This is a genomic window from Mesorhizobium mediterraneum (genome assembly GCF_002284565.1).
Classification (GTDB): Bacteria; Pseudomonadota; Alphaproteobacteria; order Rhizobiales; family Rhizobiaceae; genus Mesorhizobium; species Mesorhizobium mediterraneum.
The window spans coordinates 67,792-94,452 of record NZ_NPKI01000025.1 but is presented as its reverse complement, the minus strand read 5'-3'; the positions used below and the strand labels follow the sequence as shown (position 1 = coordinate 94,452).

At 61.3% G+C, this 26,661-nt stretch carries 21 protein-coding genes, 1 tRNA gene and 1 pseudogene; 11 read left to right on the top strand and 12 right to left on the bottom strand.

Annotated elements, in window-relative coordinates; all coding sequences use genetic code 11:
- Window positions 1-13: 13 nt before the first annotated feature.
- Window positions 14-1,198: an A/G-specific adenine glycosylase gene (gene mutY, locus CIT25_RS19605; RefSeq protein WP_095486156.1), complete on the bottom strand. Its 1,185-nt coding sequence runs from the start codon at window positions 1,196-1,198 to the stop codon at window positions 14-16.
- 55 nt (window positions 1,199-1,253) lie between these two features.
- Here mutY and CIT25_RS19600 point away from each other — a divergent pair, with 55 nt between their 5' ends.
- The 4 genes from CIT25_RS19600 to CIT25_RS19585 all read left to right on the top strand — a co-directional run bounded on the left by CIT25_RS19600 (window position 1,254) and on the right by CIT25_RS19585 (window position 7,357).
- Window positions 1,254-1,754 carry a DUF721 domain-containing protein gene (locus tag CIT25_RS19600; protein WP_095486155.1) on the top strand — a complete coding sequence of 167 codons (501 nt, stop codon included), beginning with the start codon at window positions 1,254-1,256 and terminating at the stop codon, window positions 1,752-1,754.
- A 130-nt stretch (window positions 1,755-1,884) separates the two neighbouring features.
- Window positions 1,885-2,622 (top strand): DsbA family protein, encoded by a 738-nt coding sequence (locus tag CIT25_RS19595; protein WP_095486154.1) that lies wholly within the window; start codon window positions 1,885-1,887, stop codon window positions 2,620-2,622.
- A gap of 117 nt (window positions 2,623-2,739) precedes the next feature.
- A complete protein-coding gene (gene smc / locus CIT25_RS19590) occupies window positions 2,740-6,198 on the top strand; it encodes a chromosome segregation protein SMC (protein ID WP_095486153.1) in 3,459 nt (1,152 codons plus the stop codon).
- A gap of 172 nt (window positions 6,199-6,370) precedes the next feature.
- Entirely contained in the window at window positions 6,371-7,357 is a 987-nt protein-coding gene (locus CIT25_RS19585) for an NAD-dependent epimerase/dehydratase family protein (protein ID WP_185928145.1), read from the top strand.
- 160 nt (window positions 7,358-7,517) lie between these two features.
- Here the strand turns inward: CIT25_RS19585 and CIT25_RS19580 are convergent, their stop codons facing one another.
- The 7 genes and pseudogenes from CIT25_RS19580 to CIT25_RS19550 form a co-directional block, all read right to left on the bottom strand.
- Window positions 7,518-8,348 carry a BtpA/SgcQ family protein gene (locus CIT25_RS19580; protein ID WP_095486151.1) on the bottom strand — a complete coding sequence of 277 codons (831 nt, stop codon included), beginning with the start codon at window positions 8,346-8,348 and terminating at the stop codon, window positions 7,518-7,520.
- Window positions 8,345-9,253, bottom strand: a complete 909-nt coding sequence (locus CIT25_RS19575) for a ribokinase (protein ID WP_095486150.1) — start codon at window positions 9,251-9,253, stop codon at window positions 8,345-8,347. The genes CIT25_RS19580 and CIT25_RS19575 overlap by 4 nt, the downstream gene beginning before the upstream one ends.
- Before the next feature lie 3 nt (window positions 9,254-9,256).
- The gene (locus tag CIT25_RS19570) at window positions 9,257-10,027 is read right to left on the bottom strand and encodes a glutamine amidotransferase (protein WP_095486149.1); all 771 of its coding nucleotides are present in this window, start codon (window positions 10,025-10,027) and stop codon (window positions 9,257-9,259) included.
- A 37-nt stretch (window positions 10,028-10,064) separates the two neighbouring features.
- Window positions 10,065-10,838, bottom strand: a pseudogene (locus CIT25_RS19565) (phosphotriesterase family protein); the annotation flags it as partial.
- Window positions 10,723-11,490 carry a nucleotidyltransferase family protein gene (locus CIT25_RS38500; RefSeq protein WP_158302604.1) on the bottom strand — a complete coding sequence of 256 codons (768 nt, stop codon included), beginning with the start codon at window positions 11,488-11,490 and terminating at the stop codon, window positions 10,723-10,725. The pseudogene CIT25_RS19565 and the gene CIT25_RS38500, both read right to left, overlap by 116 nt.
- A 232-nt stretch (window positions 11,491-11,722) precedes the next feature.
- A tRNA-Gln gene (locus CIT25_RS19555) sits at window positions 11,723-11,797 on the bottom strand.
- A gap of 145 nt (window positions 11,798-11,942) precedes the next feature.
- Window positions 11,943-12,287 (bottom strand): VOC family protein, encoded by a 345-nt coding sequence (locus tag CIT25_RS19550; protein ID WP_095486147.1) that lies wholly within the window; start codon window positions 12,285-12,287, stop codon window positions 11,943-11,945.
- 209 nt (window positions 12,288-12,496) lie between these two features.
- Between CIT25_RS19550 and ppdK the strand changes: the two genes are divergently transcribed.
- Window positions 12,497-15,184 carry a pyruvate, phosphate dikinase gene (ppdK, locus tag CIT25_RS19545; RefSeq protein ID WP_095486146.1) on the top strand — a complete coding sequence of 896 codons (2,688 nt, stop codon included), beginning with the start codon at window positions 12,497-12,499 and terminating at the stop codon, window positions 15,182-15,184.
- Window positions 15,185-15,463: 279 nt separating this feature from the next.
- On the opposite strand, the gene CIT25_RS19540 is transcribed toward ppdK, so the two are convergent.
- The 3 genes from CIT25_RS19540 to CIT25_RS19525 form a co-directional block, all read right to left on the bottom strand.
- Window positions 15,464-16,564 carry a calcium-binding protein gene (locus CIT25_RS19540; protein WP_245329914.1) on the bottom strand — a complete coding sequence of 367 codons (1,101 nt, stop codon included), beginning with the start codon at window positions 16,562-16,564 and terminating at the stop codon, window positions 15,464-15,466.
- A 1,217-nt stretch (window positions 16,565-17,781) separates the two neighbouring features.
- Complete coding sequence (locus tag CIT25_RS19530) at window positions 17,782-18,171, bottom strand: DUF427 domain-containing protein (protein ID WP_095486145.1); 390 nt, start codon at window positions 18,169-18,171, stop codon at window positions 17,782-17,784.
- A gap of 147 nt (window positions 18,172-18,318) precedes the next feature.
- Window positions 18,319-18,675, bottom strand: a complete 357-nt coding sequence (locus CIT25_RS19525) for a hypothetical protein (protein ID WP_095486222.1) — start codon at window positions 18,673-18,675, stop codon at window positions 18,319-18,321.
- 178 nt (window positions 18,676-18,853) lie between these two features.
- Between CIT25_RS19525 and CIT25_RS19520 the strand changes: the two genes are divergently transcribed.
- Both CIT25_RS19520 and CIT25_RS19515 read left to right on the top strand, forming a co-directional pair.
- Window positions 18,854-20,482 carry a fatty-acid--CoA ligase gene (locus CIT25_RS19520; RefSeq protein ID WP_095486144.1) on the top strand — a complete coding sequence of 543 codons (1,629 nt, stop codon included), beginning with the start codon at window positions 18,854-18,856 and terminating at the stop codon, window positions 20,480-20,482.
- A 76-nt stretch (window positions 20,483-20,558) separates the two neighbouring features.
- Complete coding sequence (locus CIT25_RS19515) at window positions 20,559-21,341, top strand: DUF1499 domain-containing protein (protein ID WP_164759087.1); 783 nt, start codon at window positions 20,559-20,561, stop codon at window positions 21,339-21,341.
- 3 nt (window positions 21,342-21,344) lie between these two features.
- Here CIT25_RS19515 and CIT25_RS19510 read toward each other — a convergent pair whose 3' ends face one another.
- Complete coding sequence (locus tag CIT25_RS19510; RefSeq protein ID WP_095486143.1) at window positions 21,345-22,253, bottom strand: MBL fold metallo-hydrolase; 909 nt, start codon at window positions 22,251-22,253, stop codon at window positions 21,345-21,347.
- 115 nt (window positions 22,254-22,368) lie between these two features.
- Between CIT25_RS19510 and CIT25_RS19505 the strand changes: the two genes are divergently transcribed.
- From CIT25_RS19505 to gmd, 4 genes are all read left to right on the top strand, one after another.
- Entirely contained in the window at window positions 22,369-22,959 is a 591-nt protein-coding gene (locus CIT25_RS19505; protein ID WP_095486142.1) for a biotin transporter BioY, read from the top strand.
- A gap of 437 nt (window positions 22,960-23,396) precedes the next feature.
- A complete protein-coding gene (gene nusG, locus CIT25_RS19500) occupies window positions 23,397-23,960 on the top strand; it encodes a transcription termination/antitermination protein NusG (protein WP_158302603.1) in 564 nt (187 codons plus the stop codon).
- A gap of 503 nt (window positions 23,961-24,463) precedes the next feature.
- On the top strand, window positions 24,464-25,459 hold the full coding sequence (locus tag CIT25_RS19495; RefSeq protein ID WP_245329911.1) for a sugar transferase: 996 nt from the start codon (window positions 24,464-24,466) through the stop codon (window positions 25,457-25,459).
- 99 nt (window positions 25,460-25,558) lie between these two features.
- Window positions 25,559-26,653 carry a GDP-mannose 4,6-dehydratase gene (gmd, locus tag CIT25_RS19490; protein WP_095486140.1) on the top strand — a complete coding sequence of 365 codons (1,095 nt, stop codon included), beginning with the start codon at window positions 25,559-25,561 and terminating at the stop codon, window positions 26,651-26,653.
- The last annotated feature ends 8 nt before the right edge of the window (window positions 26,654-26,661 follow it).

The window sequence follows — 26,661 nt, the reverse complement described above, 5'->3', positions numbered from 1 at the left end:
CATTCAATGCAATTCAATGCGGGCGCTGCTTTTTGGTCGCGCCCGGTATCGCCGCTTCGATTACCTTTTTCATGACAGTGGGTAAGGCTTCCCCGGAAATTTCATGGGCCAGTGACCAGAAATGCCCCGCCGGAGCAGCGCCTTCTGTCACCGATTTGAACACGTCGAGTTCAAGCCCGAAATGGGTAAAGACGTGGCCAATCCGCCCGGCGGGCCGCCAGTCGCCGGGAAAGGGGGCTGCCGCATCCGTGGTGGCGCCGTCAATCCGTGCTGTCCAGCCGGTCGTCGGCACCTCGGTCATGCCGCCGAGCAGGCCTTTTTCCGCACGTTTTCGCAAAAGAATGGCGCCGTCGGCCCTGACGGCGACAAAGGCGGCGCCACGCCGCAATGGCTTTTCCGCCTTCGGCAGGCGCACCGGAAAATGCTCGGGGTCGCCCGAGACAGTGGCGCTGCAATCGTCTCGCAGCGGGCACAGCATACAGCGCGGCCGGCGTGGCGTGCAGATCGTCGCGCCCAGATCCATCATCGCCTGGGCGAAATCGCCCGGTCTGGTCGCTGGAACCATGCGCTCGACATAGGCGCGTATGTCTCCCTTGGCTTCGCTTAGCGGCGTGGCGATCGAGAACAGCCGGGAAACCACACGCTCGACATTGCCGTCGACGACCGCGGCTGGCTGGTCGAAGGCGATCGCCGCGATCGCCGCCGCCGTGTAGGCGCCGATGCCGGGCAGCTCTCTCAAGGCAGCTTGCGTATCCGGAAACCTGCCGCCTTGCCGTGCGACGAGATCGGCGCAGGCCTTTAGATTGCGCGCGCGGGAATAGTAGCCGAGCCCGGCCCAGGCCTTCATGACATCTTCGGTCGGTGAAGCGGCCAACGCCTCGACATCCGGCCATTTCTGGACAAAGGCCCGGAAATACGATTTTACCGCTTCCACCGTGGTCTGCTGCAGCATGACTTCGGAAAGCCAGATGCGGTAGGGATCGGGACGCACCCCGCGTGCCAGCTCGCGCGGCGCAATGCGCCACGGCAAGTCGCGGTGATGCGCGTCGTACCAGGCGAGCAGGCGGGACGCGATCTCGGCGCTCTCCCCCGATGCAGCCTTGCTGCTATCGTCGGACGCAGCTTTGCTGCTGTCTCTAGACGCGGCTCCGCCGCTGTCTCCGGATGCGGTCTTGCGGGTCTGGTCGTGCAGTGCCATTGATCGAGGACAGGCCTAGCCGATGCTTGGTGAAGGTCGTGACTGGAGAACGCACATGGCAGGGAAAAGGCCCTTCGGCAATCCCGTTCCGGTGAGTGATCTCGCAACCCAGATCCTCGATCCGGTGTTGCGCAAGCGGGCCGGCATGTCGATCGGGCTCGTGCAGTCTTGGGAGGAGATTGCCGGGCCTCGGCTCGCCAGCCGTTCGCGCCCTGAAAAGATCCAGTGGCCGCGGCGCATGCATGAAGACGATCCGTTCGAGCCGGCGGTGCTGGTCATCGCCTGCGAAGGCATGGCCGCGCTCCATCTGCAGCACGAAACCGGCGAGATCATCAACAGGGTCAACGCCTTCCTCGGCTTCAACGCTATCGGCCGGATCAGAATCGTGCAAAAGCCGGTGACGGCGGACAAGGGGCGGCCTAAACCAAGCTTCCGGCCGCTGACTGCGGCCGAGAAGGTGAAGCTGTCAGGCACTGTCGGAATGATCGAGGATGACGGGCTGCGTGCTTCGCTGGAGCGGCTCGGCGCCACCATTCTCGGTCAAAAGAAGGTATAATCTCGCGCTTTCGTGATCGCGCACACAAAGTTTGGCGATTGGAATGGGGACGGCGATGCCTTAATTCGCGCCAACTCTCGCCTTTTCTAGTCTTTGCATTGCAAAATCCAACTATTGTCAGGTGATTCGTATGACCCGTCCTTTGTCCCGCAGAAACCTCCTGTCGTCGCTGGCCGCCATTCCGGCGGTGGCTCTGCTCGCCGCCTGCAGCGACTCGGGCGAGAAGGCCGTCGCGCAGGATGCGGCTCCCGCCGATGCGATGAAGCCGGCCGATCCGGCGAAGCCGGCAACGCCGGCCGCGGTCAAGGCGCCTGAGGCCCAGGGCACGGTGGACATGGCGGCCTTGCTGAAGCCAGGCGCGCTGCCCGACGCGCAACTGGGCAAGGACGACGCGAAAGTCACAATCGTCGAATATGCCTCGATGACCTGCCCGCACTGCGCGCATTTCCACGAAACCACCCTCCCGGAGCTGAAGACGAAATATATCGACACCGGCAAGGCCCGCCTTATCCTGCGCGAATTTCCGTTCGACCCCAGCGCTGAGGCCGGTTTCATGCTGGCGCGCTGCTCCAAGGACAATTATTTCCCGATGGTAGACGTTCTGTTCAAGCAGCAGGCGAACTGGGCAGGTGTTGCCAATACCAAGGATGCCCTGCTGCAAATCTCCAAGATGGCCGGTTTTACACAGGAGTCCTTCGAGGCCTGCTTGACGGACCAGAAACTTCTGGACGATGTGAGGTCGGTCCAGAAGCGCGGCGCCGATGAATTCAAGGTCGACTCGACGCCGACCTTCTTTATCAACGGAAAGACCTACAAGGGGGCGCTGTCGATTGAGGAAATATCGGCCATCATCGACCCTCTGCTCTGACGTTTCCGCAGCGCCGAAGCGGCTGCGCTTCGGCGTGCGCAGCTTTTTGCTGTGCCGCGGATTCTCTTCGCAAAACCGCGGAACACTTTTGCGGAACTTGGCTATGGGGCGGCGCGAATGAAGTTCTCGCGCCTTCGCCTGCTCGGGTTCAAGTCCTTCGTCGAACCCGGCGAGTTCGTCATCGAACGCGGCCTGACCGGCATCGTCGGGCCGAACGGCTGCGGCAAGTCGAACCTTGTCGAGGCTTTACGCTGGGTGATGGGCGAAAGCTCGTACAAGAACATGCGCGCGTCCGGCATGGACGACGTCATCTTTTCCGGTTCCGGAACGCGTCCGGCCCGCAATACCGCCGAAGTCACGCTTTTCCTTGACAACAGCGACCGTACTGCGCCCTCGGCCTTCAATGATGCCGATGAGCTGCAGGTTTCGCGCCGCATCGAGCGCGAGGCCGGTTCGCTCTACCGCATCAACGGCAAGGAAGCCCGCGCCAAGGACGTGCAACTGCTTTTCGCCGACCAGTCTACCGGCGCGCGCTCGCCTTCGATGGTCGGGCAGGGCCGCATCGGCGAGCTGATCCAGGCAAAGCCGCAGGCGCGCCGCGCGCTTCTGGAAGAGGCGGCCGGCATTTCGGGCCTTCACACACGCCGCCATGAGGCCGAGCTGCGGCTGAAGGCGGCCGAACAGAATCTGGAACGGCTGGACGACGTCGTCGGCGAACTCGAAAGCCAGATCGAAAGCCTTAAGCGCCAAGCCCGCCAGGCGTCGCGCTTCAAGAACCTGTCGGCCGATATCCGCAAGGCCGAAGCGACGCTGCTGCACCTGCGCTGGACGCTGGCCAAGACGCAGGAAGGCGAGGCCCGCTCGGCGCTGGCGATCGCCACGGCGCTGGTCGGCGACCGCGCCGCCGCCCAGATGGCTGCCGCCAGGGAGCAAGGGATCGGCGCGCACCGGTTGCCGGACCTGCGCGATGCGGAAGCCGCGGCCGCTGCCGCCTTCCAGCGCCTGTCGATCGCCAAGACGCAGATCGAGGAGGAAGCGGGCCGCATCCGCGCCCGCCAAGTGGAACTCGACCGCCGCCTCCAGCAGCTCGACGGCGACATCACCCGCGAGGAGCGGATGGTCCGCGACAATGCGGATATCCTCGAACGCCTCGCCACCGAAGAAGCTACGCTCAATGCCGAGAACGCCGGCGCTGCCGAGCGCGAGACCAGCACCCGCGCTGCGGTCGAACAGGCGGCGTCGACGCTTGCCGCGAGCGAAGCCAAACTCGCCGGGCTGACGGCCGAACGGGCGGAGGCCGCCGCCTCCCGCAACCAGATCGAGCGAACGCTGCGCGATACCGCTGAGCGCCGCGACCGTTTCGCCCGCCAGCTCGCCGATGTCGACCGGGAATTGTCCGACATCGCCTCCAGGGTCGCCGGCCTGCCGGATCCCGCCGAAAAGCAGCTTCTGGTCGAACAGGCGCTGGCGCTGCTGGAGGAGACCGAAGCCGCGGCGATTGCCGCCGAACAGTCTGTCGCCGAGGCGCGTACGGCGGAAAGCGCCGCCCGCCCGCCGGTTCAGGATGCAAAGGCCGAGCTGGCGCGGATCGAAACCGAGGCCCGCACGCTGACCAAGATCCTGAATGCCGCCAGCGGCGACCTCTTCCCCTCCGTCCTGGAGCAGATCAGCGTCGAACGCGGCTACGAGACGGCGCTGGGAGCGGCCCTTGGCGAGGATCTCGACGTGCCGCTCGATCGCAGCGCGCCGGTGCATTGGGGCCAAAGCGAGATCCAGCCCGGCGACGCCGCTGTGCCCGAAGGCATCAAGAGCCTTGCCAGTGTGGTGCGCGCGCCGGCGCAACTGGCTCGCCGATTGGCGCAGATCGGCATCGTCGAGGCCGGCGACGGAAAGCGGCTACAGGCGCTGCTCGCCCCCGGGCAGCGGCTGGTAAGCCGCGAAGGAGCGCTCTGGCGTTGGGATGGGTTCACCGCCAGCGCCGACGCGCCGACCGCTGCCGCGCAGCGGCTGGCGCAGAAAAACCGGCTGGCTGAGCTCGACGCTGAGGCGGTCCACGCAACGCGCATCCTGCGCCAGGCCGAAGAGGCTCTTGCCTATGCCGAGCAGGCGCTTGCCCAGGCGAGTGAGGCCGAGCGCTACGCCCGTCAAGCCGGGCGTGATGCCCAGCATGGGCTGGACGCCGCCCGCAACGCGCTGGCCGAGGCCGAGAAGGCCGGCGGCGAGCTGTCGAGCCGACGCGCAGCACTTGACGAGGCGCGCGCGCGCATCGTCGACAGCCATGAGGAGACGGCGGCGGCCTTCGTCGAGGCGGAGATGTTGCTGCAAAGCGCCCCCGATCTCGGTGATCTCCAGTTGCAGCTCGAACAGTCGGCCGCCAACGTTGCTCGCGACCGCGCCACCCTTGCCGATGCACGCGCCGTCCATGAAGGCTTGAGGCGGGAAGCCGAAGCGCGAACGCGCCGCCTCGACGCCATCGGCGCGGAACGCCGCAACTGGCTGGAGCGTGCCGAAAACGCCTCGACGCAGATCGCCGCACTCGGCGAACGCAAGGCCGAGGCCGAGGCCGAGCGTGAAAGACTGGCCGACGCACCCGATGAGATCGACGCCAAGCGGCGCGCTTTGCTGTCGCAGCTTGCCGAAGCCGAAAGCCTGCGCCAGGCAGCAGGCGATCGTTTGCAGGAGGCGGAGAACCGGCAGTCCGAACTGGACAAGGCCGCGACATCAGCAATCCAGTCGTTGGCCGAGGCGCGCGAAACGCGCGTCCGCGCCGAAGAGCGGTTGACCGCAGCCGACGAAAGACGGCTCGAGGTCGAGGCCCGCATCCAGGAGACGCTGAACACGCCGCCGCATCTGGTCATCCGCCACACCGGCCTGGAGGCCGACAGCCCGATGCCGGAGATGACCGAGATCGAGCGCCAGCTCGACCGGCTGAAGATCGAGCGCGAACGGCTGGGCGCCGTCAATCTGCGCGCCGAGGAAGAACAGAAGGAACTGTCCGACCGGCTGGAGACCATCGTTTCCGAACGCGAGGACATCATCGAGGCCATTCGCAAGCTGCGGCAGGCGATCCAGAGCCTGAATCGCGAAGGCCGCGAACGGCTGCTGGCTGCCTTCGACGTGGTCAATGGCCATTTCCAGCGGCTGTTTTCGCATCTGTTCGGCGGCGGCACGGCGGAACTGCAACTGATCGAGTCCGACGATCCGCTCGAGGCTGGTCTCGAAATCCTTGCGCGGCCGCCCGGCAAGAAGCCGCAGACGATGACGCTGCTTTCCGGCGGCGAGCAGGCGTTGACGGCGATGTCGCTGATCTTCGCCGTGTTCCTGACCAATCCCGCGCCGATCTGCGTGCTCGACGAGGTCGACGCGCCGCTAGACGATCACAATGTCGAGCGTTTCTGCAATCTGATGGATGAAATGGCCGCCACCACCGAGACGCGCTTCGTCATCATCACGCACAACCCGATTACCATGGCCCGCATGAACCGGCTGTTCGGGGTGACCATGGCCGAGCAGGGCGTGAGCCAGCTCGTGTCGGTCGACCTGCAGGCTGCAGAGGCCCTGCGCGAGGCGAGCTGACGCGTCGACTAGACCGCTTGTCGGTAGCGCTTATAGGGACTCTCGATTGTAGCACGAACTGAAACGGTCGGTTCCGTTCATTCGGATGTAGCATTTTGATGTTGTGCATGATCCTTTCCGAAATCGATCTCGATTTTGCGATCATGTGCCGGCATATGCGTGGAGAACCTTGTTGCCTATACTTGTCACTGGAGCCGCGGGATTCATTGGCAGCCATGTTTGCCACTACCTCCTGAACAGGGGGGAAGCAGTCGTCGGCGTCGACAACATGAACGACTACTACGACCTGGCGCTGAAAAAAGGACGGCTCGCCCGCCTTCAGCCTGACAAGAAATTTTCATTTCATCAGATCGAGATCGCCGAACAGGGCGCGCTCGCTACCGCTTTGGCCGGGCAAGGCATAACCAGGATTGTCCATCTCGCTGCTCAGGCGGGTGTGCGCCATTCGCTCGACAATCCGCGCCTCTATGTCCGTTCCAATGTCGTCGGCCATCTCGAAGTGCTTGAATTCTGTCGCGCGCAGCCCGCATTCGAGCATCTGGTCTATGCCTCGTCGAGCTCGGTCTATGGGGGCAACCGCAAGGTGCCGTTCAGCGAGACCGATCAGGTCGACAGGCCCGTCTCGCTCTACGCCGCCACCAAGAAGTCAGATGAATTGATGAGCCATACCTACGCCCATCTCTTTGGGGTGCCGCAGACCGGCTTGCGGTTTTTCACCGTCTACGGTCCCTGGGGCCGGCCCGATATGGCCTATTGGATATTCACCAAGGCGATGCTCGAGGGCAAGCCGATCCGGGTGTTCAACAATGGCGAGATGTGGCGGGATTTCACTTATGTGGACGATGTGGTGAGGGCGGTCGTTGCCGTGCTCGACCAGCCGCCCGTGGCCGAGGTTCCGCCGAGCAGGGTTTACAATGTCGGCAACAACCGGCCGGTGCGGCTGGGCGATTTCATCGACACTCTGGAGAAACTGCTCGGTGTGAAGGCGATCCGCCACAGCGAGCCGATGCAAAGCAGCGACGTCGAGCGGACCTATGCCGACATGACCGCCATGGAGCGCGATTTCGGCTTTAAGCCGAGCGTTTCAATCGAAGACGGGCTGAAGAAATTTGTCGACTGGTACCGGTCGGAATGGGCTGCGGGATCAACGACAAGATGATGGCGGCCTGAGTATCGTCATCGCCGGGTTCTCCGCGCGTCAGCATATACCGAAGAACTTGCCGGTGATACGCGCCACGTCCCACCGAGGCTCCGTCGTCTGCATTGTGACGTGGCCGGTTTGTAGCCTTGAGCCTCGCGCCATAACCAGCCCAGCTCGATCATCGCCTCAGCCCGGCCATGAAGGCCTTTACTCTGGCGGGGTCGACCTGGTTCCACCAGACGCCGTCATGCTTCAGCGCGCTGGCGATGATGACGCCATCGACGATGCCAAGAATATCGTTTGCATTGTCGGGCGTCACGCCGCTGCCAACCAGCGTCGGTAGGCCGGCAGCCTCTTTGATCATGCGGATGTAGCTCAGATCCGCAGCGTGCCCGGTGCGCTGACCGGTCGCTATGATGGCATCGGCATCGAAGAAGACCAGATCCTTGACCAGTTCCTCCACCGGGCGGTCGGCAACGATCGCGTGCGCGCCATGCTTGACATGAGCATCAGCGAAAATGCGGATGCCGTTGGCGCGCAGCTTGGCGCGGTAGCGTGCTGCGCGACCCGACTCGCCCTCGACAAAACCCTCGTTGGCGACATAGGCATTTGCCCATTGATTGACGCGGATGAAGCCCGCGCCAGCGGCACTGGCGATGGCAAGGGCCGGGATCGCGGCGTTAGCGAGCACATTAATGCCGACCGGCTTGCCGAGTTCGCGGCGAATACGGTCGGAGATAACAGCCATATAGGCCGCTGTCTCCGGCCCAATATCGTCAGGTTTGGCAAAGGGGATGTCGCCATGATTCTCGACGATCACCCCGTCACATCCGCAATCGAGATAGGATCTCGCATCATCGAGGCCCCGCTGATAGATCGCCTCGACCGCCTCGCCGTCAAAGCGCGGCGCGCCAGGAAGCGGCGCAAGGTGAACGACGCCGATCACCACCTTGGTGCGGCCGAAAAGTTCTACGAGCGCGTCGCCGCCTGATTGGCCGAGTTGGGTCATGAGAACTCCGTTTGATCGATGAGCGCCGCCATTTCAGACGCGGAAGGACAGGATATCAGTGTGCCCGGGCGAGTCACTGCAATTGCCGCCGCCGCGAGCGCGAACTTCAGCGCTGAGATAACCGACATTCCCTTGGCAAGCCCGCCGGCCAGACAGCCGCAGAACACATCGCCGGCACCGCTGGTGTCGAGCGCTTCGACGCGCGGCGCCGGCAAACGACGCGGTCCTGCCTGGTCCGGGCCAAGCACGAGACAACCTTCAGCGCCAAGCGTGACCACAACTGTCCCGGCGCCTTTGGCCGCGAGCGCGTCGGCCGCGGCTGCCATATCACCCTGGCCTGTCAGTGCTTTCGCCTCGGACTGATTCACCACCAATACCTGCGCCAGACCGAAGTCAGGCAGAGCCGCCGCATCGATAGGGCTGGCGTTCAGGACGGTGCGCGCGCCATTTTGCCGTGCTGCCCGCAGGCAGGCATTTATCGCGGCGGCTCGCAGGTTTCCTTGGCAGACAAGGATGTCGCCAAACGCGATCCGGCGGGCAAGCGCAGTTTGCGCGATCGGATCGAACGCCTCGCTGCAGGCGACACCGCTGACGATGAAATTCTCGCCGCTAGCCTCAATGACGATAGTCGAGCGGTCGCTTGGCAGGTCAAATTCGCTCGCCTCGAGGTCAGACAACTCCCTGTCGAGGCGGCTCCTGATCCATGCGCCTGCGCGGTCCTTGCCGAGCGCCGTCCAAAACGTCACCGCAGCACCCGTGCGCGCGGCCGCAACCGACTGGTTTGCGCCCTTGCCGCCGAGGCCGTCGGCGTAGCTGCTGGCGTTTAAAGTCTCGCCGGCGGCAGGGAAGCGGCCGACGCGAAACATCGTGTCGACACAGGCATTGCCCACGACGTGGACGTGCATCGCTCAGCTCTCGCCGGTCGCCCAGCTCAGCATCTGTTCGAACAGGGTTTTGTAGCCTTTCCAGGCGATGAACTCCGGTGGCAGCCAATGCGGCCCGACATCGGATGTCCAGGCCACAGTGCGGCCCCTGCCATAGTGGCCGGTGACGAGCAGCGGCAGCGATCCGTAGTCCGACGACACGGTCGCCAGAACTTCCGCCCCGTCCTTCAGCGTCACCTCGTTGAAGCCGAGCAGGATCGGCCAATCCGCACCGAGACCCTTCAGGATGGGATGGCTGGACGAGGCTTGCGGCATAGGCGAAAAACCTTCCGGCACCTCGACGCGGTCGTCGAACGCGAGGCAGTTCACCGGCAGGACCTCCTCGACCGGCGTCTTGCGGTAACGCGCGCCGCCATTGATGCCTTGGAAGCTATAGTAGCCGCCGAACATCAAAAGCCCGCCGCCATCGCGCACGTAGTCGCGCAGCAGGCGCAAGCGGTTCGGCGTCGGCTTCGAGTGGACCCAGGTGTCGGGATGCAGAAGCAGCGTATTGGCGCCGATGTCGGAGAGCACCACCGCGTCATAGGCCGAAAGCGCCTCCATCGTTTGCGGAAAGCTGCGCTGTGCCTCATGCGCCGGCATGAAGGTCACGTCGAAGTCGGTCGCCTTCAGGGCCGTCAGCAATTCGTCCGCGCCGGTGTGATAGGTGACCGTCGGAAACTGGTCGAAACCCTTGATATGGGTCGCGGTCGACACCCAGGATTCACCGGCAAGCAGGATCTTTTTCTTGGACATTTGAACTCCGTCGTAAGTGTAAGCCGTAAGTCTGCGCTTAATTCTGCCGCGAGAACACGGCCTTCGGATTGGCGATCAGCATGCGGTCGATGGCTGGCCGCTCGACGCCATGCCGTTTCAGGCGCGGTATGAAATGCTTCAGGATATAGCCGTAGCCGAAACCGCCGAAGCGGGTCAGCATGATCTTGAGGAACACATCCTGCGACAGCAGCAGGCGGTCGCCGAAGCCGGCCTCGATAAGTGCCGCAATTGCCCGCGCGTTCTCTTCGTCTGAGGGCGACTGCGCGTCCTGATCGGCATAATAATAGTCCATGCCGATCATATCGTATTCAAGGAATGCGCCGCGCCGGGCGAGGCTTGTCTGGTAGTCGAGATCGTTGTGGCTCGGATTCATATGGCACAGCACGGTGTGGCGGAGATCGGCGCCCTCGGCCTCGACGACATCGAGGACCTCGTGCGCCAGCCGCTCCCAGCCCGGCAGGTGGATCGATAGTGGCACGCCCGTGATGCGCGAGGCCCGCGCCGAAGCGCGCAGCGACTTTCGTTCCTCGGCGGTAAAATCCTTGCTGACGCCGACCTCGCCGATCAGGCCGGCCAGGATCGGCGGCTGCGTCTCGCCGCCGCCGACGTCGTCGACGATGAACTCGGTCACTGCGTCGACATCCATGGTCTTTAGCCATTCGGGATGGGTGTGCTCAAGATAGAAGCCGGTGCCCATGACGATCTTCAGTCCGGACACGCGGCCGATGCGGGCGAGTTTTTCCGGCTCGCGGCCGATGCCGATATTGGTCGCGTCGACGACGGTGTGCCCGCACGAGCGCGTGCACTGGATCAGCTGCGAGGGCATTCGCGCTCAAGTTCGGCAGTGGCCGGGCCGCGGAGCGCAATTCTTCATACGAGAACAGATTTGACAGGAGTGTGGAATTGGTGATCCGCCAATGCAAATCGAGGGTGTGTTCCTGATTGGAGGCGGGGTCTGTCCAGCTATAGCTCGTCTGGCCGCGGATGACATCCGCTCTTGTTCCCAACTCACGAAACCCCAGGGCCTCTAACGCTTTGGCTACCCGATCACGCGTGTCCGACGGTACGAGGAGGTCCGTGTCACCTCTTGTACGCAGGAAAGACGTCGGATAGACACTGTAGGCTAAGGCCGTGCCTTTGAACAGAATTGGATGGATTCCAATAGCCGCTAGCCGCTCCAGTACTTGTTTCAGCATGTACTGGTGGCGCATCTCCCACAATGCTTGAGCAGTGGCCTGCTGACGACAAGTAGCCAGGATAACTTCCGGCCAACCCATGTCAACGCGTTCGCGATCTGCAATATAGTGATGAAGTAACGCCTGTACCCCGTGATAAGCACTTCGCTCGATGAAGCGGGCCGCGAAATTATTGTCGCCGTATTCCGGCCAAGTCGGATTTTCGCCACGTAAGGTAGCACAAAGCAGCTCTTCAATTCCCTGCATGACTAGAGCTCCGTTGCAGAGATCCAACAGCGCCCTTGAGCCCGGCGCTCTGGCAGATTGTTGTCATTCGTTCGGGCCTAGCCATCTGTTCGCTGCTGCGTTCATCGCAAGCTTTGGTCGTGACATGGTCCTGATGGGCATTGGCGACGAGGCTGTCAAGTTGGCATCGACGTAGCGTGCCGGCATTACGAAGTGGCTGCTGCACATGTGTCCGGAACGGACCTGTGAGCGATGGCTGGGGCGCCAGGATTCGAACCTGGGATTGTCGGTACCAAAAACCGATGCCTTACCACTTGGCTACGCCCCAGCAGCGGGAACATGCCCGTTGCGCGCGGCCTTATAGGACGAGCCGACGGAAAGCTCAATGCCGAGAATAGCGGTGCGCGGAACTGATCCATCGGTTCCCGCAGATAGGAGTTCGGACATTATCCCCTGCTGTCAGGCCATGGCGTCTACTCGCCCCAGACGGCCATTTCGTTGCCGGCCGGATCGACGAAATGGAACCGCCTGCCACCAGGGAACGAAAAGATCGGCTTGACGATCGTGCCGCCGGCATTTTCGACGGCGCTCAGGATTTTTTCCAGGTCCTCGGAATAAAGCACCGGAAGCGGCTTGGCGGGCGCTTCGCCGGCACCAGCCTGGAAGCCTCCATCAAGACCTTCCGAAAAGGCCGAATAGGTAGGCCCATAGTCGGTGAATGACCAGGAAAAGGCGGCGCTGTAGAAAGCCTTCAGCCTGTCCAGCGTTCCACCAGTTGCCGGCATTTCCAGATAATCGAGTTTTCCGGTCAGTCTCATGGCGCCACCTCGTGTTCCTACTATGTTCTACTTTGGTGACCACTAAGCCGCAAGTCTTTTTGCCATCGCTTTTTCTTAATCGATTGTAGAAGCCGGCTGGCTTTGCCGACGCTTGCCTTTCGCACTGCAGCATCATATCGCTCGGATAGGGACACGGCGGAACTTCGGCTTCGTCAATCTTTTCAATCTCCTGCAACCGGAGAGCAAGCATGACCAAATGGGTCTACACCTTTGGCGACGGCGCCGCGGAAGGCCGTGCCGGCGATAGGAACCTCCTGGGCGGCAAGGGTGCCAATCTCGCCGAAATGTGCAGTCTAGGCCTGCCCGTGCCGCCGGGCTTCACCATCACCACGGAGGTCTGCAGTGCCTACTACGCCAATGAGTGCTGCTATCCGGCCTCGCTGGAAGCGGATGTCGCGGTCGCCCTCGATCATATCGGCCGGCTGACCGGGCGCCGTTTCGGCGATCCCTCGAAACTGCTTTTGGTGTCGGTGCGTTCCGGTGCCCGCGCTTCCATGCCTGGCATGATGGACACCGTGCTCAATCTCGGTCTGAACGACGAGACGGTCGAGGCGCTGGCCGCCGATTCAGGCGATGCGCGCTTTGCCTATGACAGCTACCGGCGTTTCATCCAGATGTATTCCGATGTTGTCATGGGCCTCGACCATGAGGTGTTCGAGGAAATCCTCGAAGACCAGAAGGGCGGGCTCGGCCATGAGCTCGACACCGAACTGACCGCCATCGAATGGCAGGGCGTGATTGCACTCTACAAGGCCAAGGTCGAGGAGGAACTCGGCAAGCCGTTTCCGCAGGATCCGAACGAGCAGCTCTGGGGTGCGATCGGCGCCGTGTTTTCGAGCTGGATGAACAGCCGCGCCATCACCTATCGGCGCCTGCACGACATTCCCGAAAGCTGGGGCACGGCGGTCAACGTCCAGGCCATGGTCTTCGGCAATATGGGTGAAACTTCGGCCACAGGTGTCGCTTTTACCCGCAATCCGTCAACCGGCGAAAAGATGCTCTATGGCGAATTCCTGGTGAATGCGCAGGGCGAGGATGTCGTTGCCGGCATTCGCACGCCGCAAAACATCACCGAGGCGGCGCGCATTGCCGCAGGCTCCGACAAGCCGTCGCTGCAGAAGCTGATGCCGGATGCGTTCCAGTCGTTCGTCACCATCTCAGACCGTCTGGAAAAGCACTACCGCGACATGCAGGATCTTGAATTCACCATCGAGCGCGGCAAATTATGGATGCTGCAGACGAGGTCCGGCAAGCGTACCGCCAAGGCCGCGCTCAGAATCGCCGTCGAAATGGCGCAGGATAAGCTCATTTCGAAAGAAGAGGCCGTCGCCCGCATCGATCCGGCCTCGCTCGACCAGTTGCTGCATCCGACCATCGATCCGGAGGCCGCGCGCGATGTGATCGGCATCGGCCTGCCAGCTTCTCCGGGTGCTGCCACCGGCGAGATCGTCTTTTCCTCCAACGACGCTGAGGAGCTCAAGACGCAAGGCCGCAAGGCGATCCTCGTGCGCATCGAGACCAGTCCCGAAGACATCCACGGCATGCATGCGGCGGAAGGTATCCTGACCACGCGTGGCGGCATGACCAGCCACGCCGCGGTGGTGGCGCGCGGCATGGGCAAGCCTTGTGTGTCGGGCGCGGGCTCGCTGCGCGTCGACTACAGGGCCGGCACGCTGACGGCGATGGGGTCGACGTTGCGCAAAGGTGACATCATCACCATCGACGGCGGCAACGGCCAGGTGCTGAAAGGCGCCGTGCCGATGCTGCAGCCGGAACTCTCGGGCGATTTCGCCGCCATCATGGAATGGGCCGATTCCGTGCGCCGTATGAAGGTGCGCACCAACGCCGAAACGCCGCTCGACGCGCGCATGGCGCGCTCCTTCGGCGCCGAAGGCATCGGGCTTTGCCGCACCGAGCACATGTTCTTCGACGGCGACCGTATCGTCGCCATGCGCGAGATGATCCTGGCCGAAACGGAAAAGGGCCGGCGAACGGCGCTCGCAAAACTCTTGCCCATGCAGCGCTCGGATTTCCTCGAACTGTTCGAGATCATGGCCGGCCTGCCGGTGACGATCCGGCTGCTCGATCCGCCGCTGCACGAATTCCTGCCCAAGACCGAGGAAGAGGTGGCCGAAGTCGCCGCCGCCATGAACGTGTCGCCCGACAAGCTCCGGCAGCGCACCGAGGCTCTGCACGAATTCAATCCGATGCTTGGCCATCGTGGCTGTCGGCTTGCGGTTTCCTATCCCGAAATCGCCGAGATGCAGGCGCGCGCCATTTTCGAGGCCGCCGTCGAGGCCGGCAGGAAGGCCGGCGCGCTGGTGGTTCCGGAAATCATGGTGCCGCTGGTCGGCCTGGTGAAGGAGCTCGATTATGTCAAGGCGCGGATCGATGCCGTCGCCAAGAGCGTGATGGAGGAAACCGGCGTCAAGATCACCTATCTTACCGGCACGATGATCGAATTGCCGCGCGCGGCGATCCGCGCCCATGTCATCGCCGAGGCGGCCGAATTCTTCTCTTTCGGCACCAACGATCTGACCCAGACCACCTTCGGCATCTCACGCGACGATGCGGCCTCGTTTCTGGAGACTTATCGTCAAAAGGGCATCATCGAGCAGGATCCGTTCGTGTCGCTCGACATCGAGGGCGTCGGCGAACTGGTGCGGATGGCGGCCGAAAAGGGCAGGGCGACACGGCCGGACATCAAGCTCGGCATTTGCGGCGAACATGGCGGCGATCCGGCGTCGATCCATTTCTGCGAGGAGGTCGGCCTCGACTATGTGTCATGCTCGCCCTACCGCGTGCCGATCGCCAGGCTGGCTGCCGCTCAGGCGGCGGTGCAGGTTTCGAAGACGTCAGCGCCGCGCGCCGTTTAATTGGGACGCAAACGACGCTTCGGCACCTGGTCTTTGCGCATGATCCCGTCGAACCGAACCCCAGCGTAGCGAAAACCCGATTCGGATTTTCGCTGACGCGCACCCTCTCGGGCATGGTCTCTTGAGGCGCATTTCGCTCGCTGCACTCGCCGGTGCGGCAAGAGTCCACGCGGGAACGTCCATGCTCGCCAGAAGAGACAGACTGAACGGTGCAGTTTGTCCACCTGTCCCTGTTGGCGACCGCGGGTCCTCCCACCATGTCGCTTCCCGTCAGCTCCTTCAGGTCACAAAGAATGCGCCTGCCGTAATCGAGAGACCTGGAGAAAGGGTGGCGAACTGTGTTTGAGCTGCGCCGCCGATCCCGTCGCTGTCGAAGGAGAGCGCTCCAGTTGAACTGTTGTAGATAATATGGTCGGAGCTATCATGCGCGCCCGCGCCCGTAAAGAAAGCGGCGGATGTGAGCGCGCCCGAGCTCAGCCCGGCAAAGATGGCGTTGTCGATGTGGATTTTGTCCTGGAGCGTGTTGAAGTCAGTGACCCTGTCGATATTTCCGCTTCCAAGGGCGGAGTTGAAAACGAAAGCATCATTGCCACCGTTGCCGGTCAAGATGTCGGCACCACGGCCGCCATTGATGATATTGGCGCCGGCATTTCCCTGGATGGTCTGGGCGAACTCGTTGCCAGTGAGGTTGATTGCCGTCGTGGCGGACGGATACCTGGTGGCGAGAAGCTCGACCGCCGAGCCGGCCGCAAGCGCATAGCTCACCGTAGTGGCTATGTTGTCGCGACCGCCGCCTGCCACCTCAATCACTTTGTCGCCGGCATTGTCGACATAGTAGCCGTCATTGCCGCCATAGCCGGTCATCGTGTCGGCCCCGCCGTGGCCATTGAAGACATTGGTGCCGGCATTGCCTTGGATGGTCTGGGCGAACTCGTTGCCGTTGAGGTTCATAGCCGTCGTGCCTGACGGGTTCGTGGTGGCGAGAAGCTCGATCTGCGAGCCGGCCGTAAGCCCATGACTCACCGAGGCGAGCACTTTGTCGGTACCGCCGCCTGTCGCCTCAACCACCCTGTCGCCGGCATTGTCGGCATAATAGGTGTCGTTGCCGCCATAACCGGTCATCGTGTCGGCGCCGCCGAGGCCGTTGATCACGTTGGCTCCGGCATTGCCTTGGATGGTCTGGGCAAACTCATTGCCGGTCAGATTGATCGCCGCTGTGCCGGCCGCGTTGTTGGTGGCGAGGAGTTCGATATGCGAGCCGGCTGTAAGCGCATAGCTCACTGCAGCGAGCACCTTGTCCGAACCGCCGCCCGCCGCCTCGATCACCCTGTCGCCAGCATCATCGACATGATAGGTGTCGTTGCCGCCATAGCCAGTCATTGTGCGGGCACCGACTGCCTGAAGCACATCGGCTCCGCTTGTGCCGTCCAGAACATCGTCGGTTGGAGGCGGGGTCGTGGTGCTGGTGTTGTGCTGCAGGAAAAAGGATTGCATCGACGGAGTGTTGCCAAGCGAGGTTTCGCCGTTCTGCGAGGCCCATTTATAGGCCATGTCAAAGGCAGGATTGGGAACCAGCCTTTCCCAGTGGTCCATCATGGTCTGCATCTGGGACGTCNGTGTTGCCAAGCGAGGTTTCGCCGTTCTGCGAGGCCCATTTATAGGCCATGTCAAAGGCAGGATTGGGAACCAGCCTTTCCCAGTGGTCCATCATGGTCTGCATCTGGGACGTCGTGGGCATGACATACGATCCGCCCGTATTGGTCGCCCAGCCGCCGCCGCCAAACGCCTGATAGACTGGAATGATCGCGCTCTGCGGGATGCCTGCTTCCAACGCCGCAGCCACGGCTCTATCAATGTAGTTGAAGTCCACCGCAGTCGTGCGCACGGGATAAGGGTTTATCCCATAATAGTCGATGCCTGTGTTGGCAGGATTGTAGGTGTTGGAATAGTCCGAATCTGCGAACGACCCCATGTCCATCAGGGTGATAAAAGTCTTGGCGCCCGGAAAATGGGAATGGATCCAGTCGGATTCCGCCTTCAGGTTGGCAGCGCTCACCTGGGTATGGTATCTGCCGGTGGGATCAGGCTCGTCGGTCAGGAAAAATCCAAGAACCTTCGGATTGCCGATGAGAGGCGTTACCTTGTCGATAAAGGACTGGGTTACCCCGTTGCTCTCGCCGAGCCAGATCAGGGCCTTCGAGCCATCCGGCAATGCGTTGACCGATGACGCGTATTGAAGATCGACCAGGTTGAAGCCAGTGGCCGCGGCCTGGGCCGCTGAGGCGCCCCAGGTGAAGTGCATTGTGGCCATGCGATATCCCTCGTCTGATTCGGAAGCCCCCGATCCCTGCCTACTCGACGGCCCATATTAGCGCCTAATCAATTAGCGACACGCCATTGATAGAATCGTTGAACTTCGATGGACCGCCAATTGTCATGTGATTTGACTGCACGGGCTTTGTGCGAACCTGCGCGAATCTTAATGGCGGCAATACGATCTTCTGGCGCTGAAGGACAGGAGGCTGACCTTCGTGCGGCTCGACCTCGGCAGCGGTGGCCCCGACTGATCGGCGGGACAGGTCTCGAGCCGTCCCTGCTCAGGCTGGTTTGGCTTCGATCGTCGCCTTGTTGGGATAGAACGCGCCGTGATCGCGGATTTCGACCATCTCGTCGAAAGGCCGCTCATACGCCCACATCGCGTCCTTGCCCGCTTCGGCGGCAGACAGCACGCTCCAATAACTCGCATCGCCCTTGTAAGGGCAATGAGTCGAGAACTCCGTCTTGCGAAGCTGGTCGAAATCGATGTCCGCAAACGGAATGTAAAAGACTGAAGGATAGGGGGACTCGGTCAGTACCTTTGCTTTCGTGGACGAGGCGACGACCGTTTCGCCGCTGCGCACCGTGACGGTGCCGCGATAGGGCTCGACGGTGATGACCTTGCCGGGATTGCTTTGAAAGCCTGGTGCGGGGTTTGCGATCTGGTCCATTGGCGGGGTTCTCCTTGTCTGGCATGCGCCCCGAAATAGGTGTGGCGAGCGAGCGAATTGCGCAAGGTCGCCCTCTAGGAATAACGCACAGCCAGCCGTGTGGCTCAGGTTTCGGCCTGGTCTCCCGTTAAACCGGTCTGGAAACGATCAGGCGGCAGCCTGAAACGCATCCATCAGCTCGGCATAAGCGGCGGCGATACCGGCGACCGGATTGCTGCTTCTCGATGCGGTCTCGACCTTCAGCGCACCCCCGCCGGTCGGCAAGGTGAGCAGAAGGAACTGGCGGTTGCCGCCATCGCCGACGCATGCCGCGGCAACGTGCTGGCCTTCGCCTTCGTTCTGAACGCACATCTTGAACAGCAGTGTGCCACCGACCGCCTCAAGGGCGCCGCCGACAACTTCGACAAATTCGTCTTCGGAAACGGTCTTAGTGTCCGGCACCAAATCAGCCAGGCTTTCGGCGAGCGTATTTTCGAGAGTCTTGTCGTCGAGCTGCGCGTCCATGCGAACCTCTTTCATTCGCCAATCGCACCCTTGCCCATTAATCAAAGTTAACGCCGAGGATGGCCGGATTGTGGCGGTTTTCCTTTCTTTTCGATCAATGCATCGCTTCTGCCCGGTCATGGCTGGACAATCAGCTGGTTCGCCCCACAATGGAACGAAAAACCAATGGGAGGAAAAAATGCTCGGACTGATGCAGGAATGGCCGCTGCTTTGCCACAAGCTCATCGACAATGCAGCCAGGCAGCACTGCGAACGCGAGATCGTGTCGCGTTCGATCGAAGGCCCTATCGTCCGGACCACTTACGCCGAAATACGGCGCCGCGCCTTGAAAGCCGCGCAGCGGCTCGAGCGAGACGGTTTTGGGCTTGGCGACCGCATCGCCACATTGGCCTGGAATACGGCGCGCCACGTCGAAGCCTGGTACGGCATCATGGGTGTCGGCGCGATCTATCACACGCTCAATCCGCGCCTGTTTCCCGAGCAGATCGTCTGGATCATGAACAATGCCGAAGACAAGGCGATCTTCGTCGATCTGACATTCGTGCCGCTGCTTGAGAAGATCGCCGGCGCGGTCAAATCGCTGAGAAAGGTGATCGTGCTGACCGAAAAGGCGCATATGCCGCAAACGGCGCTGCCGAACGTCGTTGCCTATGAGGAGTGGCTTGACGAAGCCGATGGCGCCTTCGCCTGGAAGACGTTCGATGAAAACACCGCCGCTGGCATGTGCTACACCTCGGGCACGACAGGCGATCCGAAAGGCGTCCTTTACAGCCATCGCTCGAACGTGCTGCACGCGATGATCGCCGCGATGCCCGACGCCATGGGCCTCTCGTCGCGCGATACCATACTGCCGGTCGTGCCGATGTTCCACGCCAACGCCTGGGGCCTTGGCCAGAGTGGCCCGATGATCGGCGCCAAGCTGGTCATGCCTGGCTGCAAGATGGACGGCGCCTCGATCTATGAGTTGCTCGACACCGAAAAGGTGACGTTCAGCGCCGCCGTGCCGACAGTGTGGCTGATGCTGCTCCAGCATCTTGAGGAGACCGGCAAGAACCTTCCTTATCTGAAGAGGGTCGTCATCGGCGGCTCGTCCTGCCCGCGCGCGATCACGGCGAAGTTCCAGGACAATTACGATGTTGAGGTCATCCATGCATGGGGCATGACCGAGATGTCGCCGCTCGGCACCCTGTGCACCATGAAGCCGGGCTGTGCCGGGCTCGAGGGCGAAGCCCGGCTCGACGTCCAGAGCAAGCAGGGCTATCCGCCGTTCGGTGTCGAAATGAAGGTGACGGACGACGACAATAAGGAGCAGCCATGGGACGGCAAGACATTCGGGCGCTTGAAGGTCCGCGGACCGGCAGTCGCGCGCGCCTATTATGGCGGCGTCGGATCCGAACAGTTCGATCAAGAAGGCTGGTTCGATACCGGTGACGTCGCCCATATCGACCCGGGCGGCTATATGCAGATCACCGATCGCGCCAAGGACGTCATCAAATCGGGCGGTGAATGGATTTCGACGATCGAGCTCGAGAATCTCGCGGTCGGCCATCCGGATGTGGCGGAGGCAGCCGCGATCGGCATCCAACATTCGAAATGGGGCGAACGGCCCTTGCTTGTCGTCGTCCGCAAGCCGGGCCGGGAGCCGACCAAGACGGATATTCTCGCTTTCATGAACGGCAAGGTGGCGAAGTGGTGGATGCCGGACGACGTCGCCTTCGTCGGCGAAATTCCCCACACCGCCACCGGCAAGATCCAGAAGACCACCCTGCGCCAGCAATTCAGGGACTATCGCCTGCCGACGGATTGACGGAGATGACGTCTTTCGCCTTCAAGCCGCCGCTAAAGGGCTCTAAACGCCCGTTCGGGTTGGGGCAGTGCGGATAATGGAAACTCCCGAGCGACAGACGTCGAAGGTGGCCGGCTGGTCGCGGCGCACAGGCGCTTTTTCGGCGGTCCTGCTACTGACCGTTCTTATCGGCCATCGATATGGCCTGGTTGAAACGCCGGCTTTCCTCTGGGTGCTTGGCATTGTCGCGTTGCTTGCTGCTTTTGCCTTGCTGTTCGCCGGATTTGCCTTTTCGAGACTGTGGAATTTCGGCGACCGTGGCGGTCGCGATCTCACCGTCGGCACGTTGCTGGCACTGCTGGTGCTTGCTCCTTTTGGCATTGCTGCCTACTGGGCAGCGACTTACACGCCGCTCAGGGACATCTCGACGGATTTCGACGATCCGCCGATGCTCGACACCAGCACCCGGACCGGGGATATGAACGCGCTTTCGCCACCGACCCCGGGCGAGCAGCGCCTGCAGACCGAGACCTATCCGCTTGTCACCGGACGCAGCTACAATCTGCCGTTCGATCGCGTCCTGGAAGCAGTCGAAACCGTGCTCGATCGGCGGGATTGGCAGCTTACGGCGCCGTTTCCCCGCGCGATCGGGCAAAGCGAGGTGACGATCAACGCCCTGGCCAAGAGCTTCATCCTCAGCCTTCCCGCCGACGTCGCTGTCCGTGTGACCGACGATGGCGATGCGATCATTGTCGACATGCGTTCGGCGTCGCGTTACGGCCGCTACGACCTTGGCGACAATGCAGTTCGCGTCGTGGATTTCCTGGCCGAACTGGATCAGGAGGTCGCCGGCCAGGTCGGCACGGCCCCGACCGAGTAGCGCCTACGCAACGGGCGCGAAAATGCCGTCGATCGCCGGGTCGCCGTCGGTGCTCACCAGGCCGCGCGCCACCAGGTCCTCCAGATGGGCAAGCACGGACAGTCCGGCAGCGCCATGAAGGCGCGGATCTGTATTGCTATAGATAGCCATGACCATGTCCTTGATCGTCCGGTCGCCGCTTCTGATCCGTTCGAGGATCGCTTGTTCGCGCATCCTGCGATGCGTCTTCAACTCGTGCATGAAACTGCGCGGCGCGGTCACCGGCCCGCCATGACCGGGCAGCAGCAGGCGATCGTCGCGCTCGATCAGCCGATCCAGCGAGGCCATATAGTCGGCCATCGCGCCATCCGGCGGCGCAACGATGGTGGTCGCCCAGGCCATTACGTGATCGGCCGAGAACAGGACACCGGTTCCTTCCAGCGCAAAAGCCGCGTGATTGGCGGCATGACCTGGCGTCAGCACTGTTCTGATCGCCCAGCCGTCGCCGTTGACGACTTCATCGTCGGGCAGTGTGATGTCGGGAGCAAAGGCGATGTCGGCGCTGGCGTCGAGCGGATTGACCTCGCCTATGCGCAGCGGCCTCGCCGGGCGATGCGGGCCTTCGGCCAGGACAATTGCGCCGGTATGCTGCTTCAGCCGCGCTGCCAGCGGAGAATGGTCGCGATGCGTGTGGCTGACAAAAATGTGGCTGACCGGCCTGTCTCCGATCACCTCGATCAGTGTCTTGAGGTGCGCGTCGTCATCCGGTCCCGGATCGATCACCGCCAGCGTCTTGCGCCCGACGATGTAGCTGTTGGTGCCGTAAAAGGTGAACCGGCTGGGGTTTTTGGCGGTAATCCGAAGCACGTCGGGCGCTACGGTCACGCTGTGGCCGTAGGACGGGTCGAAGCGTGTGTCGAATTCCAGCGCCATGGTGAATGTCGTGACCTTTATTGGGGGGAGGGCAAAACTGATTGCCGCATAACACGGAAGCCAATATAGGAAAACGCAAGGCCGCGCTCTGCGGCAGTCCGAAATGGGGAAGACCATGGCAATTGTAACGACGATGCGCCCGCTTGTTTCTCTCGCTTTGCCTGAAAAGGGCGCGACCCGGCTAATGACCCAGCTTTTGCTTGCGATCGTTGGAACGCTGGTGCTGACCTTGTCGGCCAAGACGAGGGTTTTGCTCGGGCCGGTCGACATCTCGATGCAAACTTTAGCCGTCTTTCTGATCGCCGCAGCATTCGGCATGCGCCTCGGCGTCGCCACGCTGCTTCTTTACATGGCGGAGGGCGCCATGGGCTTCCCAGTCTTCCAGGGCACGCCGGAAAAGGGCATCGGCATCGCCTACATGCTCGGCTCGACCGGCGGCTATCTTGCCGGCTTCGTGGTCATGGCCGCGATCGTCGGCTGGGCCGCCGATCGCGGCTGGGATCGCCATCCGGTCAAGCTCTTCAATGCGATTCTGGTTGCCGAAATCATCATGATGGCGATGGGTTTTGCCTGGCTGGCGCTGCTCATCGGCCCGGAAAAATCATGGCAGTTCGGTGTTGTGCCCTTCATCGTCGGCGACCTGATCAAGGTCGCCCTGGCGGCGAGCCTAGTGCCAGCCGTCTGGTCGCTGCTCAAACGCTCCTGAACTCTGGTCGATAGATCGGGCGCGGCACTGATCGAGTCCACGCAACCACAGGCCTGTGATTGCGTGGTCCTGTTTCAGCGACGGCCTGGCCGCGAGTTCTCGTCAAAGCAGGCCGCCGCCAAGTGGTCGGTAACGCTTTGCTAACGATAACCGTCACACTATGTTCAAATCGACCGATTAAGGACCAGAAGTGCCAGCGGTTCGCCGCGAGTCAGCGTAACCAAGCAGCTACATATCGACGCAATTGCTCGATACCCCTGCTGGATAGCTAAAAAAGAAAGCGGCTCGATGACTTTTAGGTGCAGCCAAAGTTAGTGGACAATTAACAGGACTTTTTCGACCAAGCTTGATTCTCGCGAGATGGTTGCTTGCTGGTATCTTCACGCTGTCGTAACCCTTGCCGTCAGCCATGCCGAAAACCGCCGAGAGCGAGACGTGTGATTAGCCCGGAAAAAATAACTGTTAAGGCGACTGTATCGTTGCAACGGCCCGCAACCGGCACCGCCGCACGCTGGTATGCCGCCAGCGTATTTCCGGGAAAAGAAGACGTCGCCGAACGGCATCTCCGGGTGCAGGGGTTTCACCCGTTTACGCCTCGCTGCGAGAAGACCACACGTCATGCCCGGCGCATCGAGACGCGACCGGCGGCCTATTTTCCAGGGTATATGTTCATCTCCCTCGATGTCGCGCTGCAGCGGTGGCGCTCGGTCAATGGAACGTTCGGCGTGCGCTCACTCATCATGCAGGGCGAACGGCCATTGCCAGTCCCGTCGGGGTTGGTGGAGCGGTTCATAGCTCTGACTGGCAGGGACGGCCTGCTTGATTTCAGCGGAGGCCTCGTTGCGGGCGCATCGGTTCGGATTCTTTCAGGTCCTTTCGCGGAGATGATCGGCCGCCTTGACCGGCTCGATCCAGCTGGAAGAGCCCGGGTTCTGGTTGCCATCATGAATGGCGAGATCCCTATTGACATGGATTCAAGGGAACTCGTCGCGATCGCATAACCGCAATTGTCGCTCGGTCATGCGGTGTAGACTGTTGGAAAGTCGGCTCTCGGGTTTCACCCGGGAGTGCGGTAGCCATTGTTGGAGCCTAAGCATTCCGATGGAACGAAAGGTTGCCTTGCGCGCGTGGGCACGGAGCCTGACAATTTCTGCATTTCGCGTGGAATGCCTAACGTTTTCTGGCCGTTTCTCGGGAACCCATTAGAGAGCACTCTGAATTGAATGCGCCCATCATAAAGCCGCAAAACCAACGGCACCTGCTACACCGGATTAGATTTCAACTTCTCGGTGGATTGGCTTTTGCGATTCTGACTCCTGCGCTGGTTAGGATGCTGGTAGGTCAAAATATATTATATTACTCAAACGTTCAGATTACGATTTTCGCCGGAATAGTCGCGCATACTTCGGGATTTTTTTTCTTTCGCCGAATAATAAATCTGCCTGGCGTCGCGGCCGCTGGTTATATTATGCCGACTTTTGCGCTTTCCTACGGACTTGTATATTTGGCGATTTTCCTGTTCCGAATTGACTATAGCGCTTTCCAGGCAGCCGGCAGTTTGACGCTGTCAATCTTCTGGTATTTCGGTTTGAGTATCCTGAGCCGGCGCCTGGATCCGTACAGTCTCGCCGTGGTTCCAGGCGGGGCTGTCAGTCGTCTTGAAGAGATTGGCGGCGTGAATTGGCATTGGCTCCGCTCCCCCGAGACGGTCATTGACCGCGTGAGCGGAGTCGTTGCCGACCTTCGTGCCGAGCTATCCGACGATTGGGAGCGCTACATCGCCGATCAGGCTCTCGCAGGCGTTCCTGTCTATCACGTCAAGCAGATCAGTGAATCGCTGACGGGGCGCGTCGAAATCGAGCATTTGTCCGAAAACACGTTGGGTTCGCTTAATCCCAACCAGGCCTATATCAAGATCAAGCAGGTGATCGACTGGGTTTGCGCGCTGTTGGCCCTGATTATGCTGGCGCCGTTCTTGTTGTTGATTGCGCTGATGATCAGGCTGGAATCTCCTGGGCCCGCCATATTTCGCCAGGAGCGCCTAGGCTACGGCGGAAAATCATTTACGGTCTATAAGTTTCGGACGATGACAGTTAGCGCGCCTGAAGCGGCAAACGTTCGCAGTCTCGCCGTCACCAGGCCGGGCGATACCAGGGTTACCCGGCTCGGCCGCTTCCTTCGCAGGAGCCGAATTGACGAACTGCCGCAGTTGATAAATATCGTTCGCTCGGAGATGAGCTGGATTGGGCCCCGCCCCGAAGCGACGGTGTTGTCTTCTCATTATTCGATGGCGCTGCCGTTCTATCGCTACCGAAATATCGTTCGTCCAGGAATTTCCGGGTGGGCCCAGGTGAATCAGGGATATGTGTCTGACGACGACGACGAGATCGAGAAGCTGCACTATGATTTCTATTACATCAAGAATTTCTCGCCATGGCTCGATATCGTTATTGTGCTAAGGACCCTAAAAACGATGCTAAGTGGGTTTGGATCCCGATAATAGCCAGGTTGAATTCAGTCTGGTTCCACCAGTCGAACGCTGCACCGATTGACTGAAGAACGCCATGGTTGTGTTTCTACAGCTGCCGAAGGGAACGAAATGAGCCGAAAAACTGCGTTGATTACCGGTATCACCGGCCAAGATGGCGCCTATCTGGCGGAACTGCTCCTGGCAAAGGGCTACGATGTCCACGGCATCAAGCGGCGTTCCTCGTCGTTCAACACCGGTCGCATCGATAATCTCTACCAGGATCCGCACGAAAAGAACGTAAGGCTGTCGCTTCACTATGGTGATATGACCGACGCCACCAACCTCATCCGCATCGTCCAGGAAGTGCAGCCAGACGAGATCTACAATCTCGCCGCACAATCGCATGTCCAGGTAAGCTTCGAGACTGCGGAATATACGGCGAATGCCGACGCGATAGGTACGCTACGCCTTCTGGAAGCCATCCGGCTGCTTGGCCTGACAAAAAAGACGCGTTTCTATCAGGCATCGACTTCCGAACTCTATGGTAAGGTGCAGGAGATCCCACAAAAGGAAACGACGCCCTTCTATCCGCGCTCGCCTTATGCGGCGGCAAAGATATATGCCTACTGGATAACCGTGAACTACCGCGAAGCTTACGATATCCATGCCTCCAACGGCATACTGTTCAATCACGAGAGCCCGATGCGCGGCGAGACGTTCGTTACCCGCAAGATCACGCGCGCGGCTGCCGCGATCAGCCTCGGCCTTCAGGACAAGCTCTACCTCGGCAATCTGTCGGCTGAACGTGATTGGGGGCACGCTCGCGACTACGTCGAAGGCATGTGGAGAATTCTTCAGCATGACGTGCCAGACGACTACGTCCTTGCAACCGGCGTAAAGAATTCGGTCCGCCGCTTTGTCGAGCTAGCATTCAATGAGGTCGGGACCGAGATCGAGTGGGTTGGTTCCGGGATTGATGAAAAAGGCGTAGATGCAAAATCAGGCGCTGTCCTGATCGAGGTGGATCCGCGCTATTTCAGGCCGACTGAAGTAGAGCTTCTGATCGGCGACGCCTCGAAAGCGGAGCGCGTTCTCGGGTGGAGGGCAACAACCTCGCTCGACGCGATGGTTCAGGAAATGGTTCAGTCCGACCTTGAAACGGTAAAGCGGGAATCGGAGCACCGGCGCCTGGACGAGGATCGCATTCGCGTTGCGGCGCAGTAAGCGACTTT